At 69.7% G+C, this 14333-nt stretch carries 15 protein-coding genes and 1 pseudogene; 9 read left to right on the top strand and 7 right to left on the bottom strand.

All coding sequences use genetic code 11. The annotated features are described in order from the left end of the window. Positions 1 to 139: 139 nt before the first annotated feature. The gene (locus tag ACNFOC_RS38370; protein WP_416963640.1) at positions 140 to 847 is read right to left on the bottom strand and encodes a hypothetical protein; all 708 of its coding nucleotides are present in this window, start codon (positions 845 to 847) and stop codon (positions 140 to 142) included. A gap of 187 nt (positions 848 to 1034) precedes the next feature. Here ACNFOC_RS38370 and gcl point away from each other — a divergent pair, with 187 nt between their 5' ends. Next, the gene (gene gcl, locus ACNFOC_RS38365; RefSeq protein ID WP_416963639.1) at positions 1035 to 2819 is read left to right on the top strand and encodes a glyoxylate carboligase; all 1785 of its coding nucleotides are present in this window, start codon (positions 1035 to 1037) and stop codon (positions 2817 to 2819) included. A 229-nt stretch (positions 2820 to 3048) separates the two neighbouring features. Here the strand turns inward: gcl and ACNFOC_RS38360 are convergent, their stop codons facing one another. The 4 genes and pseudogenes from ACNFOC_RS38360 to ACNFOC_RS38345 form a co-directional block, all read right to left on the bottom strand. After that, positions 3049 to 3297 carry a hypothetical protein gene (locus ACNFOC_RS38360; RefSeq protein ID WP_416963638.1) on the bottom strand — a complete coding sequence of 83 codons (249 nt, stop codon included), beginning with the start codon at positions 3295 to 3297 and terminating at the stop codon, positions 3049 to 3051. A gap of 393 nt (positions 3298 to 3690) precedes the next feature. Beyond that, positions 3691 to 3774, bottom strand: a pseudogene (locus ACNFOC_RS38355) (catalase-related domain-containing protein); the annotation flags it as partial. A gap of 124 nt (positions 3775 to 3898) precedes the next feature. Beyond that, positions 3899 to 4789 carry a 2-hydroxy-3-oxopropionate reductase gene (locus ACNFOC_RS38350; protein ID WP_416963637.1) on the bottom strand — a complete coding sequence of 297 codons (891 nt, stop codon included), beginning with the start codon at positions 4787 to 4789 and terminating at the stop codon, positions 3899 to 3901. 38 nt (positions 4790 to 4827) lie between these two features. Continuing rightward, positions 4828 to 5676: a TIM barrel protein gene (locus ACNFOC_RS38345; RefSeq protein WP_416963636.1), complete on the bottom strand. Its 849-nt coding sequence runs from the start codon at positions 5674 to 5676 to the stop codon at positions 4828 to 4830. A gap of 147 nt (positions 5677 to 5823) precedes the next feature. On the opposite strand from ACNFOC_RS38345, the gene ACNFOC_RS38340 reads away from it, so the two are divergent. The 7 genes from ACNFOC_RS38340 (at position 5824) to ACNFOC_RS38310 (ending at position 11601) form a co-directional block, all read left to right on the top strand. Further along, the gene (locus tag ACNFOC_RS38340; RefSeq protein ID WP_406120323.1) at positions 5824 to 6075 is read left to right on the top strand and encodes a thiamine-binding protein; all 252 of its coding nucleotides are present in this window, start codon (positions 5824 to 5826) and stop codon (positions 6073 to 6075) included. Then, positions 6072 to 6440 (top strand): helix-turn-helix domain-containing protein, encoded by a 369-nt coding sequence (locus ACNFOC_RS38335; protein ID WP_406120321.1) that lies wholly within the window; start codon positions 6072 to 6074, stop codon positions 6438 to 6440. Before ACNFOC_RS38340 ends, ACNFOC_RS38335 begins: the two co-directional genes overlap by 4 nt. A gap of 182 nt (positions 6441 to 6622) precedes the next feature. Further along, on the top strand, positions 6623 to 7141 hold the full coding sequence (gene uraD, locus ACNFOC_RS38330; RefSeq protein WP_416963635.1) for a 2-oxo-4-hydroxy-4-carboxy-5-ureidoimidazoline decarboxylase: 519 nt from the start codon (positions 6623 to 6625) through the stop codon (positions 7139 to 7141). Further along, a complete protein-coding gene (gene uraH, locus ACNFOC_RS38325; protein WP_416963634.1) occupies positions 7138 to 7536 on the top strand; it encodes a hydroxyisourate hydrolase in 399 nt (132 codons plus the stop codon). The genes uraD and uraH overlap by 4 nt, the downstream gene beginning before the upstream one ends. 5 nt (positions 7537 to 7541) lie before the next feature. Then, a complete protein-coding gene (pucL, locus tag ACNFOC_RS38320) occupies positions 7542 to 8474 on the top strand; it encodes a factor-independent urate hydroxylase (RefSeq protein ID WP_416963633.1) in 933 nt (310 codons plus the stop codon). A 120-nt stretch (positions 8475 to 8594) separates the two neighbouring features. Continuing rightward, complete coding sequence (locus ACNFOC_RS38315) at positions 8595 to 9974, top strand: 8-oxoguanine deaminase (protein WP_416963632.1); 1380 nt, start codon at positions 8595 to 8597, stop codon at positions 9972 to 9974. Positions 9975 to 10200: 226 nt separating this feature from the next. After that, entirely contained in the window at positions 10201 to 11601 is a 1401-nt protein-coding gene (locus tag ACNFOC_RS38310; RefSeq protein WP_416963631.1) for a nucleobase:cation symporter-2 family protein, read from the top strand. On the opposite strand, the gene ACNFOC_RS38305 is transcribed toward ACNFOC_RS38310, so the two are convergent. Together ACNFOC_RS38305 and ACNFOC_RS38300 are read right to left on the bottom strand one after the other, a co-directional pair. Next, the gene (locus ACNFOC_RS38305; protein ID WP_416963630.1) at positions 11586 to 12404 is read right to left on the bottom strand and encodes a chitosanase; all 819 of its coding nucleotides are present in this window, start codon (positions 12402 to 12404) and stop codon (positions 11586 to 11588) included. The two genes, ACNFOC_RS38310 and ACNFOC_RS38305, sit on opposite strands and share 16 nt — an antisense overlap. Before the next feature lie 183 nt (positions 12405 to 12587). Beyond that, complete coding sequence (locus ACNFOC_RS38300) at positions 12588 to 13391, bottom strand: AraC family transcriptional regulator (RefSeq protein ID WP_416963629.1); 804 nt, start codon at positions 13389 to 13391, stop codon at positions 12588 to 12590. A 96-nt stretch (positions 13392 to 13487) separates the two neighbouring features. On the opposite strand from ACNFOC_RS38300, the gene ACNFOC_RS38295 reads away from it, so the two are divergent. Further along, the coding region (locus ACNFOC_RS38295) for an SDR family oxidoreductase (protein WP_416963628.1) at positions 13488 to 14333 on the top strand (846 nt) is incomplete at its 3' end.

Here is a 14333-nt window from a genome sequence, read left to right as displayed (position 1 = left end):
GGTGAGGTAGGGGTGTTGGCGGGTGCCGGTGGGTGTGCGTCCGACGACTAGTCGCCCGCTGGCCGCCGCCGGGAGTCTGCCGTCTGCCGTCACGACCGGCCGGGGTCGCCATAAACCGACCCCGCCCCCGACCGCTCAACTAACTCCCCGCCGCGTCGAGTTGGTCGGCCAGGTCGTTCACCGGCTGCGGCGTCCCCGTGAGGTCGAGGACGAACAGGGGGACGCGGAGGGCGTCCGCGCGGGCGCGGGCGTCGTCGGCGTAACCGGCGAGGGAGAAGTAGACGCACTCGGTGGACTCCGTCATGGCCGTCAGCCACAGGCACTCCACGTCGCGCAGTGAGGCCGGCCGTACGGTCGGGTCGACCTGCGCCAGGATGCCGCGGGCGGCGAGGCCGATGCCGGACGGGGGCCGCTGGTCGGCGCGGCGGATGTCCCGGTAGCCGAGCCAGCGCAGATACAGCGCGGCGGCGGTGACCGCGTCGCGCGCGGTACGGATCGTGACGGGCTGGAACGCGGGGCGGCCTTCGGTGTCGGCGCCGACCTTGGTGGTCCTCGCGGCGGGTTCCGACGTGGGTTCCGCGCCCGCGACGGGAATCCGCAGCAGGGTCCCGCACGGGCAGCCCAGCTCCGGGTACGGCCACTCGTCGAGCCGGCCGCAGGCCGCGCAGCGGACCGCGATCCAGTCCTCGTCCCACACGCGGTAGGTCACGACCGTCGCCACGCCGCGTTGGTCCAGCGGCGGGGCGACGGGGGCCCCGCACACACAGGGATACGACGGTGCGGCGTAGACGTGCTCTCGTCGGCAGGCGGGACAGCGCACCGGCACGCTCTCGGACATGAGCCCCATAGTCCTCCTGAAAACCCCTGCTTGTCCGTCTCTTGACGGCCTCGGTCACCCCACTTACATTACTTCCAGATAGTAGAAGTTAGATTCCGCGATACGGAAGTTCATGCGGAAGTCAGAAGCTCGCAAGGAGTTTTCACCGCGGGGCGCGCCGGTGATGTGATTCCGACAGCCGAAGCAGGAGTACTCCATGGCTCGTATGACCGCTGCCCGCGCGGCAGTCGAGATCCTCAAGCGCGAGGGCGTCAGCGACGCGTTCGGCGTCCCGGGTGCCGCGATCAACCCCTTCTACGCCGCGCTCAAGGCCTCCGGCGGCATCCACCACACCCTCGCCCGCCATGTCGAGGGCGCCTCGCACATGGCCGAGGGCTACACCCGTACCGGCCCGGGCAACATCGGCGTCTGTATCGGCACATCGGGCCCGGCCGGCACCGACATGATCACCGGCCTCTACTCCGCGATCAGCGACTCGATCCCGATCCTGTGCATCACGGGCCAGGCCCCGACCGCCGTGATCCACAAAGAGGACTTCCAGGCCGTCGACATCGCGTCGATCGCGGGCCCGGTGACGAAGATGGCGGTGACCGTCCTGGAGGCGGCCCAGGTCCCGGGCGTCTTCCAGCAGGCCTTCCACCTGATGCGCTCCGGCCGCCCCGGCCCGGTCCTCATCGACCTCCCGATCGACGTGCAGCTCACGGAGATCGAGTTCGACCCGGAGACGTACGAGCCGCTGTCGGCCTACAAGCCGACCGCGACCCGGGCCCAGATCGAGAAGGCGCTCGGGATGCTGAACGCCGCCGAACGCCCGCTGATCGTCGCGGGCGGCGGTGTCATCAACGCGGACGCGGCCGAACTCCTCCTCGAATTCGCCGAGTTGACGGGAACTCCGGTCGTCCCGACCCTGATGGGCTGGGGCGTCCTGCCCGACGACCACGAGCTGAACGCCGGCATGGTCGGCCTCCAGACCTCGCACCGCTACGGCAACGCGACCTTCCTGGAGTCCGACTTCGTCCTGGGCATCGGCAACCGCTGGGCCAACCGCCACACCGGCAAGCTGGACGTCTACACGGCCGGCCGGACGTTCGTCCACGTCGACATCGAGCCCACCCAGATCGGCAAGATCTTCGCCCCCGACTACGGCATCGCGTCCGACGCGAAGGCGGCGCTGGAGCTGTTCGTGGAGGTGGCAAGGGAGTTGAAGGCGCGGGGCACCCTCCCCGACCGTTCGACGTGGGCGGCCGCGGCACAGGAACGGAAGTCGACTCTCCAGCGCCGTACGCACTTCGACGACATCCCGATCAAACCGCAGCGCGTCTACGAGGAGATGAACAAGGCCTTCGGCCCGGAGACCCGGTACGTCTCCACGATCGGCCTCTCCCAGATCGCCGGCGCCCAGATGCTGCACGTCTACCGCCCGCGCCACTGGATCAACTGCGGCCAGGCGGGCCCCCTCGGCTGGACGATCCCGGCCGCTCTGGGCGTCGCGAAGGCCGACCCCGACGCGTCCGTGGTCGCCCTCTCCGGCGACTACGACTTCCAGTTCATGATCGAGGAACTCGCGGTCGGCGCACAGCACCGGATCCCGTACGTCCATGTCCTCGTGAACAACGCCTACTTGGGCCTCATCCGCCAGGCCCAGCTCGGCCTGGACATCAACTTCCAGGTCAACCTGGAATTTGAGAACATCAACTCCCCTGAGCTGGGCGTCTACGGTGTCGACCACATCAAGGTCGTCGAGGGCCTCGGCTGCAAGGCCATCCGCGTCACCGACCCCGCCGACCTCGCCACGGCCTTCGAGCAGGCCAAGAAGCTGGCGGCGGAGTTCAGGGTCCCGGTCGTCGTAGAAGCGATCCTGGAACGCGTCACCAACATCGCGATGAGCAAGACGAACGACATCAGCGCGGTGGTGGAGTTCGAGGAGATCGCGACCGAACCGGGCCATGCACCGACGTCGATCAGGCCCCTGAAGGTGTAGGACGCGGAGGCGCAAAGGCGGCGGAGGCGCAAAGGCGGCGGAGGCGCAAAGGCGGCGGCCCATCCGGGAGGATGGGCCGCCGCGTTGTTTCGGCAGAACACGGCAGGACCAACCCGGCCCCAAGAACGAGGCCCGCCGCCCCCGTGTCGGCGGGCCTCGTGCGACGAATGTGCCCGCGTTCAGGGGTGGTTGAAGCCTCGCGAGAGGGGTTCAGAGGTTTATTTGAGGTTCACTGATCGCGGTGCTCGGCGTGGTGTTCCGACAGGCCGGGCCAGTCCTCCGGCCCACCACCCTGCCACTCGATCAGGTCGCTCTCCTCGACCTCGATCCGGTCCAGGTCTGCCAACCGCAGGATCTCGACGACATCGTCCAGGTGGGACGCGATACCGAGCGTCTCGGCGCCGGTGGTGACCCGGCGGGAGCCGTCCAGCGCCGGGGGGTGCACCACGATGTGCGGGTGTTCCGGTGGGTGTGCCATGCCTACAGGCTGCTGCGCCTACGGCGGATCCGCACCCGGAAACGCCGAGGAGCGCCGGATACGGGACCGTCCGTATCCGGCGCTCGTCGTGGTGGCCGTCCGACGGCGCGAGGCTGGGCGCGACAGGACGTTCGCGCCGCCGGACGGAGTCTGTGGCCTTCATGGGACCTCCATGGAGGCGTTCGGCTGGGACCGCGGCGGACGCGACGGGACCGGGGCGCTCCTTCCCTCAGGTCGAGAAGGAAGCCTCGGAACCTTCACCACCGCACTGGCTCGCACACCGCCGCGGTCCTGGCCCTGCCCGCGCGGTGCCGGTGACCACCCCTCATCCGGGTCGTCCGGCACACACGGGCCGTCTGTTGATTCCTCTGGTTCCTCGGTCTCCGGTTCAGTGTTCGCGACGAGACGGGACCGCTCCTCGGGCGACATCAGGCGGTACAACTCGCCCGCCTGGAAGAAGTCGTCGTCCTTCGTGTGTCGTAGGAGTTCGGCATTCCTCGACAATTTGTTGAACTGGTGGGCATGGTTCCGGGCGGCGCCAACGCCTGGGCGCGACAGGACAGTTGTCAGCGACGGCGCCGCCCGGGGTCTGGGGGGAGGGCTAGAGCTGCGCGCCCGACAGACGTTCTACGGAACGCAGCAGCGCCGAGTGGTCGAGGCCGCCGTCGCCCTGGGCGCGCAGGCTCGCGACCAGCTGGGCCACCACGGCGCCCACGGGCAGCGCGGCGCCGACGTTGCGGGCCGCGTCCGTGACGATGCCCATGTCCTTGTGGTGCAGGTCGATCCGGAAGCCCGGCTTGAAGTCGCGGTTGAGGAAGTTGTCCTTCTTCCGCGTCAGCACGGTGGAGCCCGCGAGCCCGCCGCCCAGGACGTCGAGGGCCGCCGCGAGGTCCACGCCCGACTTCTCCAGGAAGACCACGGCCTCCGCGCACGCCTGGATGTTCACGGCGACGATCAGCTGGTTGGCGGCCTTCACGGTCTGACCCGAGCCGTGCGGACCGCACAGCACGATCGTCCTGCCGAGCGCGTCGAAGACCGGCTCGGCCTCCTCGAAGTCGGACTGTCCGCCGCCGACCATGATGGACAGCACGGCCTCGATCGCGCCGGCCTCACCGCCGGACACGGGAGCGTCCAGAACCCGAATTCCCTTGTCCGCGGCGGCCTTTGCCAGGTCGACCGAGGTCTGCGGGGTGATCGACGACATGTCGATCAGCAGGGCGCCGGAGCGCGCGTTCTCCAGGATGCCGTCCGGGCCGTAGGCGATGGCCTCGACCTGGGGGGACGCGGGGACCATCGTGATCACCACGTCGGCGTCGCGTACGGCCGCGGCGATGGAGCCGGCCGCGGTGCCGCCGGCGGCGGTCAGGCGATCCAGCTTGTCCTGTTCCAGGGTGAATCCGGTGACGTCGTAACCCGCCTTGATGAGGTTCTCGGACATGGGGGAGCCCATGATGCCGAGGCCTATCCAGGCGACCTTGGGGAGCTTGCTCATGCGGGTGCCTCTCTAACTGCTCTGCTGCGTCGGGGAGTTCAGCGCGCTTCGCGCGGGAGCCAGTCGAAGGCCTCGGCGCTCGGACGGTCGCCCGGTTTGTACTCCAGGCCCACCCAGCCGTCGTAACCGGCCTTCCTCAACTGGTCGAGGAGGCCTTCGAGTTGGAGCGTGCCGGTGCCGGGGGCGCCGCGGCCGGGGTTGTCCGCGATCTGCACATGGCCGGTCTTCGCGGCGAACTGCTCGATCACCGACGGGAGTTCCTCGCCGTTCATGGACAGGTGGTAGAGGTCCATGAGGAAGCGCGCGTTGCCGAGGCCGGACGCGGCATTTACCTTGTCGACCACGTCGACGGCGGCGGGGGCGCTGACGAGCGGGTACAGCGGCGACTCGGGCTTGTTCAGGGCCTCGATCAGCAGGACCGCGCCGATCCGGTCGGCGGCGCGGGCCGCGAGGACCAGGTTCTCCAGCGCGAGCGCGTCCTGCTCGGCCGGGTCGACGCCGGGCACGCGGTTGCCGTACAGCGCGTTGAGCGCGGTGGCGCCGAGCGCGTGGGCGAAGCCGGCCGCCACGTCGATGTTCGCGCGGAACCTCTCCGACTCCTCGCCGGGGATCGACAGGGCGCCGCGGTCCGGGCCCGGGAGCTGACCGGCGTAGAAGTTCAGGCCGGTGAGCTGGACGCCCGCGTCCTCCAACGCCCGCCTGAGCGCGTCCAGTCGGGACTGCTCGGGGGTGGGGGAGTCGACCCAGGGCCACCACAGCTCGACCGCGGTGAAGCCGGCCGCGGCGGCGGCCGCGGGGCGCTCCAGGAGCGGGAGTTCGGTGAAGAGGATCGACAGGTTGACGTTGAAGCGCTGGTCTGCGGCTGTGTCCCATTCGAAAGCCGGCATGGGGGTCGCGCTCCCTTCCGTGGTGGGTGCCGTCGTAAGATTCCGTATTGCGGAATATGGTTTCTGCTTAATGGAAGATTGCCGCCGTGTGTCGGAGCTTGTCAAGAGGCCTCGGCGGAAAACGGCACCGCGCGTTAGGTTGTGCCCGTGCGATTGCGAGTGGAGTTCACGACAGAGCCCTTCGACCTCGACGAGGCGCCCGCGCATGCGCTGGTGGCCCGGGAGGTCATCGAGGCTGCGGAGCTGGACGCCGTGGACGTCGGGCCGTTCGGCAACACGGTCGAGGGCGGCACCGACGCGGTGCTCACCGCCGTCGACGCGCTGCTGCGCAGGACCCTGGAGGCCGGCGCCACCCGGGTCTCGCTCCAGCTCAATGTGATCGGCGAGGGTGAGCGGTGACCGGCATCGGGGACGAGCCGTTCATCACGGCCGTGAAACCGCTGGTCGACGCCATGGGCGGCGAGATGCTCCCACCCGACGAGGCCGGCCCCGACGACGTCGTGCTCGCCTGGGAGGGTGCCGACGTGGTCGCCGTACGCCTGCCGCAGCTCGCGGACTCGCTGGACCACATCCTGGCCGCCATGGAGCGCAAGAAGGGCAAGCCCCTCGCCGACCTCGACCGCAAGGCCAAGCAGGAGGTCGTACGGATACTGGAGGCGCGCGGCGCCTTCTCGGTACGGCACGGCGTGGAGACCGTGGCGAGCGCCCTCGGGGTCAGCCGGTTCACCGTGTACAACTACCTGAACCGCGAGCGGGACGCCTGAGCTGAACTGTCAGAGGGGTGCCTGAGCTGGGCCTCTGGGTGTGGTCGGGTGGGCCCTCGTGAGGGCGGACGGGCATCGGCGTGGGCTTTGTTACCCGGAATTTTCAACAAAGTGTTGACGTGGTGTTTCGCAGGGCGTTAGCTACTGGGCAGCCCGTTCAGTACAAGGCCGCGGAGGCTGCCGTGACTTCGACTTCCACGCCGCCGGGGCTCGTCCGGTTCAACGTTCTGGAGGAGCACGCGGCGTTCGCCGCGCTCCTGGAGGCGTGTGCCTCCACGGCGTGGGCGCGGCGGCTGCTGGCCGCCCGTCCGTACGCCGGCCCCGAGGAGCTGTACGCCGCGAGCGACTCCGCGATGGCGGAGCTGACCGCCGACGACCTGGCCGAGGCGATGGCAGGCCACCCGCCGATCGGCCGCCCCAAGCCCGGCGACCCCACCTCCGCCCGCGAGCAGCGCGGCATGGCGGGCGCCTCCGAGGGCCTCAGGGCGGAGATGCTCGACCTCAACCTGTCGTACCAGGAGAAGTTCGGCCATGTCTTCCTGATCTGCGCCACCGGCCGCACCGGCGAGCAGATGCGCGACGCGGTCAGGGAACGGATCGGCAACTCGCCGGAGCGGGAACGCGAGATCGTCCGCACCGAGCTGGGCAAGATCAACCGCATCCGGCTCGCCCGCATCGTCGAAGAGGAAGCCCGAGCATGAGCACCAGCACCACCGCCTCGGTGTCCACACACATCCTGGACACGAGCATCGGCCGCCCCGCCGAGGGTGTCGCCGTCCAACTCGCCGCGCGCAGCGGCCCGTTGGAGGAGTGGCAGCCGCTCGGAGGCTCGGCCACCGACGCGGACGGGCGGTGCAAGGACCTGCCGGCGCTGCCGGAGGGCACCACACACGTACGGCTCGACTTCGCCGTGGAGCCGTATTTCGAGAAGAAGCAAGCCGATGCGCAGCAGGACGCCCCCGCGAATCGGGACAGCGGTGCGACCGGAGTGTTCTTTCCGGAGGTGGCGATCACCTTCGCCGTGAAGCCCGGCGAGCACTACCACGTACCGCTGCTGCTCAACCCGTTCGGCTACTCCGTATACCGAGGGAGCTAGCAGACATGCCCACGATTCTTGGACAGAACCAGTACGGCAAGGCCGAGAACCGAGTCGTCAAGATCACGCGGGACGGCGCCACCCATCACATCAAGGACCTCAACGTGTCCGTGTCGCTGAGCGGCGACATGGACGAGGTCCACTACTCCGGCTCGAACGCCAACGTGCTGCCGACGGACACCACCAAGAACACGGTGTACGCGTTCGCCAAGGAGCACGGCATCGAGTCCGCCGAGCAGTTCGGCATCCACCTCGCCCGGCACTTCGTGACCAGCCAGGAGCCGATCAAGACCGCGCGCATCCGCATCGAGGAGTACTCCTGGGAGCGGATCGACACCTCCGACGCCAACTCCCAGTTCATCGGCGCCGACGAGGTCAAGCACTCCTTCGTCCGCAAGGGCCAGGAGACCCGGGTCACCCAGATCACCTACGACGGTGAGAACTGGGAGGTCATATCCGGCCTCAAGGACCTCGTCGTGATGAACTCGACCAACTCCGAGTTCTGGGGCTACGTCAAGGACAAGTACACGACCCTCCCCGAGGCCTACGACCGCATCCTGGCCACCCAGGTCTCCGCCCGCTGGCGCTTCAACTGGTCCGACGACGAGCAGAAGATGCCGAGTTGGGAGAAGTCCTACGAGCAGGTGCGGAAGCACATGCTCCAGGCCTTCGCCGAGACGTACTCGCTGTCGCTCCAGCAGACCCTGTACCAAATGGGGTCGCGGATCATCGACAACCGCGGCGAGATAGACGAGGTGCGTTTCTCCCTCCCCAACAAGCACCATTTCCTTGTGGACTTGGAGCCGTTCGGGCTGAAGAACGGGACCGAAGACGGTGCTGTGTACTTCGCCGCCGATCGTCCTTATGGGCTGATCGAGGCGACCATCCTGCGGGACGGCTGCGAGCCGAAGATCCCGGTGGATCTCACCAACCTCTGAGCAACTCCCGTTCCACCGGCTCCTTTTGCGGCACCCGTGGCCCGCCCGTCCCGTGCGGGCCGCGGTACTCAAATCCCCGGGTCCTGCCGTGCCCATTCCATACAGCGAATAGGACGAACCATGGCAGCAACTCAGCGCATCGTCATCGAGAACTGTTCGATCGCGACCGTCGACGCCAACGACACGGAGTACGCCACCGGTCACCTCGTCGTCGCCGGCAACCGCATCGAGTCGCTCGGCGCGGGCAAGGCACCCGAGGGCCTGGAGAACGTCGTACGCCGTATCGACGCCTCGGGCCACCTGGTGACTCCCGGTCTGGTCAACACCCACCACCACTTCTACCAGTGGATCACCCGGGGTCTGGCCACTGACCACAACCTCTTCAACTGGCTCGTCGCCCTGTACCCGACCTGGGCGCGCATCGACGAGCCGATGGTCCGTGCCGCCGCCCAGGGTTCCCTCGCGATGCTGGCCCGCGGCGGGGTGACCACCGCGCTGGACCACCACTACGTCTTCCCCGAGGGCTCCGGCGACCTCTCCGGCGCGATCATCGGCGCCGCCCGCGAGATGGGCGTCCGCTTCACCCTGGCCCGCGGCTCCATGGACCGCAGCGAGAAGGACGGCGGCCTGCCCCCGGACTTCGCCGTCGAGACCCTGGAGGGTGCCCTCGCCGCGACCGAGGCGACGGTACGGGAGCACCACGACGCCTCCTTCGACGCGATGACCCAGGTCGCCGTCGCGCCCTGCTCGCCGTTCTCCGTCTCCACCGAACTCATGCGTGAAGGCGCCGAGTTGGGGCGCCGGCTCGGCGTACGGCTGCACACGCACGGCTCGGAGACGGTCGAGGAGGAGCAGTTCTGCAAGGAGCTGTTCGGCATGGGCCCGACCGACTACTTCGAGTCCACCGGCTGGCTCGGCGAGGACGTGTGGATGGCGCACTGCGTCCACATGAACGACTCCGACATCGCGGCCTTCGCCCGGACGAAGACCGGTGTCGCCCACTGCCCCTCGTCCAACGCCCGCCTCGCCGCCGGTATCGCCCGCGTCCCCGACATGCTCGCCGCCGGCGTCCCGGTCGGCCTCGGCGTCGACGGCACCGCCTCGAACGAGTCCGGCGAACTCCACACCGAACTGCGCAACGCCCTCCTCATCAACCGCCTCGGCGCCCACCGCGAGGCCGCCCTCAACGCCCGCCAGGCCCTGCGCCTCGGGACCTACGGCGGCGCCCAAGTCCTGGGCCGCGCAAGTGAGATCGGCTCCCTGGAGCCCGGCAAGCTGGCCGACCTGGTGCTGTGGAAGCTGGACACGCTGGCCCACGCCTCGATCGCCGACCCGGTGACCGCGCTGGTCTTCGGCGCGGCGGCCCCGGTCACCGCCTCGTTCGTGAACGGCCGTCAGATCGTCGAGGACAACCGGCTGTTGCACGTCGACGAGGACGCGATCGCCCGCTCCACGCGGGAGGAAGCCCAGCGCCTGGCGCGAATCGCCGCGCAGGGCTGACCACGCTCAGCATGAATCGCCGTACGGCGTCGCTGAGTTGAAGAGCTCCGGTTGAGGGGGACGGCCCTCGACCGGTGGCCGTGGCCGGGGCGTGCATGGATCATGCGCGCCCCGGAACGGCCGTACCCACCCCTTTTGTTGGGTTCCGTCCCGGTCCCGCACGACCGCGCACCACCTCCTGAAACCCACGTCAGAGCCGACGTGTTACCCGCCCGGAGGAACCGCCGTGACCACCCGACCCGAGGCCCGAGCCGTAGCCGAGCCCGTCGTCCATCCCGTCGACGAGAAACTCCCCGCACTCAAGATGGCCACCACGGGACTACAGCACGTGGCCGCCATGTACGCGGGAGTCGTCGCCCCGCCGCTGATCGTCGGCGCGGCCGTCGGCCTGACCGGCACCGAACTCACCTTCCTCACCGGCGCCTGCCTCTTCACCGCGGGCCTCGCCACCTTTCTTCAGACCATCGGCATCTGGAAGATCGGCGCCCGGCTGCCCTTCGTCAACGGCGTCACCTTCGCCGGGGTCGCCCCGATGACCGCGATCGTGGCCTCCACCAAGGACAAGTCCGACGCGCTCCCCGTCATCTTCGGCGCGGTGATCGTCGCCGGCCTCCTCGGCTTCCTCGCCGCCCCCTTCTTCAGCAAGGCCGTGCGCTTCTTCCCGCCGGTCGTCACCGGCACCGTGATCACGCTGATAGGCGTGTCCCTGCTGCCCGTCGCCTTCGGCTGGGCGCAGGGACCCGACCCCTCGGCACACGACTACGGCTCGCGGACGTACCTGGGCCTCGCCGCAGCCACGCTCGTCGTCGTCCTGGTCCTCCGCCGCTTCACCCGCGGCTTCGTCAAGCAAATCGCCGTCCTGCTCGGCCTGTTGATCGGCACGCTCCTCGCGATCCCCTTCGGCGCAACGGACTTCAGCCCCGTCGCGGACGCGGACGTGATCGGCTTTCCGAGCCCCTTCCACTTCGGCGCACCGCAGTTCCAGCTCGCGGCGATCATCTCGATGTGCGTGGTGATGGTGGTCTCGATGACCGAATCCACCGCGGACATGCTGGCGTTGGGCGAGATCGTCGACCGCCCCGCGGACGAACGGACCATCGCCGCCGGCCTGCGCGCCGACACCCTCGGCTCCGCCCTCAGCCCCCTCTTCAACGGCTTCATGTGCAGCGCCTTCGCCCAGAACATCGGCCTGGTCGCCATGACCCGCATCCGCAGCCGGTACGTCGTCGCGACCGGCGGCGGCTTCCTGGTGCTGATGGGCCTGTGCCCGATGGCCGCGTCGCTGATCGCCGTCGTACCGCGCCCGGTGCTGGGCGGAGCGGGCGTCGTCCTGTTCGGCTCGGTCGCCGCGAGCGGCATCCAGACCCTCGTCAAGGCGGGCCTGGAGCAGGACAACAACATCCTGATCGTGGCGGTCTCGCTGGCGGTCGGGATCATCCCGATCACGGCGCCGGACTTCTACCACGCCTTCCCGCAGACCGTACGGATCGTCCTCGACTCGGGCATCTCCACGGGCTGCGTGGCCGCGGTGGCGCTGAACCTGGTCTTCAACCACCTCGGCAGGCCCCGCGCACACGCCGGGGGTACGACCGGAGCCGTACCCCCCGCCCGTCAGCCGATCTCGTAACTGTCCCCGTACACCTGCCACTTGAGCGGCGTGTCCAGGTCGAGGTTGCCCTGCTCCAGGAACACCCGCTGGGCGGTCTCGACCCGGGTCACGTTGCTGTGCGCGTCTTCCTGCTCCATCGCCCAGACCCGGGCGTCGAGGAAGGCGTCGAGATACGTCGTCTCGTCGCCGCCCTCGGTGGGAGTGGCCGCGTGCTCGCGGGCCCGGGCGCGGATGCCGTCGAAGCAGAGGGGGCCGGTGCCCGGGCCGTGCATCACCATCGCGTCGTAGTAGGCGAACTGCCCGAGCGTGCCCACCCCGTCCTTCTTGGCACGCGCCACGGCCGGGTCGAAGTAGCCGCGGTCCCGCTCGTCGCGCTGCGCCTCGCGGAACGCGGTGGACGTCCGGGCGGCCTTCCGCCACGCCGCCGGGAAGCCCGGGGCCAGCCCCTCGTGCGAGTCGGTGCCGTCCACGGCGCGCAGCGCGGGCAGATAGCCGGCGAGCGCATTGCCAGGCGCCCGCTCCGTGTACAGCTCGACGAGGGCCAGCATGTCGCTCGTCCCGGAGCAGAAACCGATGATCCCGCCGGTGTAGCCGCGGCCGTCGCCGATGTCCTCGATGTACGCGTACTGCGCCTCCCAGTCCAGAGAGGAGTTCTCCGCGCTCGACACCAGCCGCATCGCGATGTCCTTCTTGGCGGGCGCGTCGAGCCCCGCTCCACCCGACGTGGCGGCGCCCGCGGACGGCCACTGGCTCGCGATCGCCGCCGTTCCGAAGGCTGCGAGCAGCGTGCGGCGGGCGGCTTTTCTTCGGAAGAACGGCACGTCATCTCCAAGGCGGGCGCGGTGTGCACGGCAACGGTGAAAGGCAGCTGAGACTCGCGCGTCAACTTGGGAGATCCGTGGGGTGGGGTTGGCAGGGTACTGTGAATTCCCGGGCCAGGCACGGAGGTTGGGGTACAGCGTCTTCATGTCGGGACACCCGGAGCGCCCGAACCGACTCCGCGTTCAGGCGCGCCGGACCGACTGGCAGGGCATCGCCGCAGGCAGCCGTCCCGTGAAGTACGACCGGGGCGGGACACCCATCAGGGCGCGGAAGTCCGAGGTCATGTGGGACTGGTCGTAGTAGCCGGTGACGGCGGCGAGTTGGGCCCAGGAGATCTCCGCCGCGTGCGCCAGTACGGCGCGGACGCGGTTGATGCGGGCGTAGTGCTTGGGGGAGAGACCTACCCCCTCGGCGAACAGGTTGCGCAACTGCCGTTCGCTGACCGCGAGTCCACGAGCCACGTCGGGCACCGGGCCGGGCAGGTGGCCGGTCCGGATCGACATCGCGTCGACGCCGGCCCGGACGAGTTCGGTGCGTGAGGAGTCCGCGACGGCGGTGAGCCGAGCGGGGAGCACCTCCGCGAGCCGCTCCACCGTCCGCTCGGGATCGGCGTCCAACCAGCGCAGCTCGTCGGCGAGTTGGCGGGCCTTCCGGCCGGGCAGGTCACCCAGGAACACGGCCCGGCCGACGAGGTCGACCGCCGGGACGCCCAGCAGCGGCAACGTCGTACCCGGCGCCAGCCGCATCTCCACGCAGGACACCAGCGGCTTGCCCGCGTGGTACGTGGCCCGGACGCGCGGCCCGACGACAAGGACGCTGCGCCGGCCGTCCCCCTCGACCCGTACGACCACCTTCGTGTCGGCGTCCGGGAGATGCACGAACGGCTCCTGCGGCACGGCGTCGAGCCGCAGGGCGCCTACGCGCGCGATCCAGGGGCGCAGTTCGTCGGGCACGGGCACGGCCCACTGCGACAGGGCGTTCGTCACCCCTCCACGGTAAGCGCGCCACCGGCCCGGACACGGCCCCCGAACGTGCCGGAATCTCCTAGAACCAAGCCCGCTTCCCCGCCCACTGTGGTGGCCATGATCCTAGTGACGGGTGCCACGGGCACCATCGGCAGTGAAGTCGTACGACAGCTCGCGGCGCGCGGCGAGAAGGCGCGCGCCCTGACCCGGGACCCCGCGAAGGCCCAGTTCCCGGAGGGAGTCGAGACAGCGCGGGGCCACCACGCGGACCGGGCCTCGGTGGAGGCGGCGCTGACCGGTGTCGAAGTCGCCTTCCTGGTAGGGGTGTTCGGGCCGGACGACGCCGAGCACGACCGGGGCCTCGTCGAGGCGGCGCGGGCGGCGGGCGTACGCCGGATCGTGAAGCTCTCCGGGATCGGCGCCGGCGACCCCGCCGTCGGGCCGGTCGGCACCTGGCACGTACCCGGTGAACAGGCCGTGCGGGACAGCGAGTTGGAGTGGACGATCCTGCGCCCCTCCGCCTTCGCCTCGAACACGCTCGGCTGGGCGGCATCCTTGCGGGCGGGCAGCCCGGTACCGAACACGAGCGGCGACGGCGGCCAGGGGGTCGTCGATCCGCGCGATGTGTCCGAGGTGGCGGTGGCCGCGCTGCTCGACCCGGGCCACTCGGGGCGGACGTACACCCTCACCGGCCCCGAGGTGCTCAGCGTCCCGGACCAGGCCGCCGTCCTCGCCGGGGTCCTCGGGCGCCCGGTCGAGGTGCGGGACCTGTCCTCGGCCGAGGCACGCGAGTATCTGCTCGGGCTGGGCTTCAGCGACACGTTCATCGACGCCTCCGAGATCAGCAGGAAGTTCGTCCGGGAGGGCGGCAACGAGGTCGTCACGGATGACGTACGGGAGGTGCTGGGGCGGTCGGGGCGGACTTATCGGGAGTGGGTCCAGGACCACCGGGCGGCGTTCGGG

It is taken from the genome of Streptomyces colwelliae (assembly GCF_048158785.1).
In the GTDB taxonomy this organism is placed as follows: Bacteria; Actinomycetota; Actinomycetes; order Streptomycetales; family Streptomycetaceae; genus Streptomyces.
This window is presented reverse-complemented; position numbering and strand designations above follow the sequence as displayed.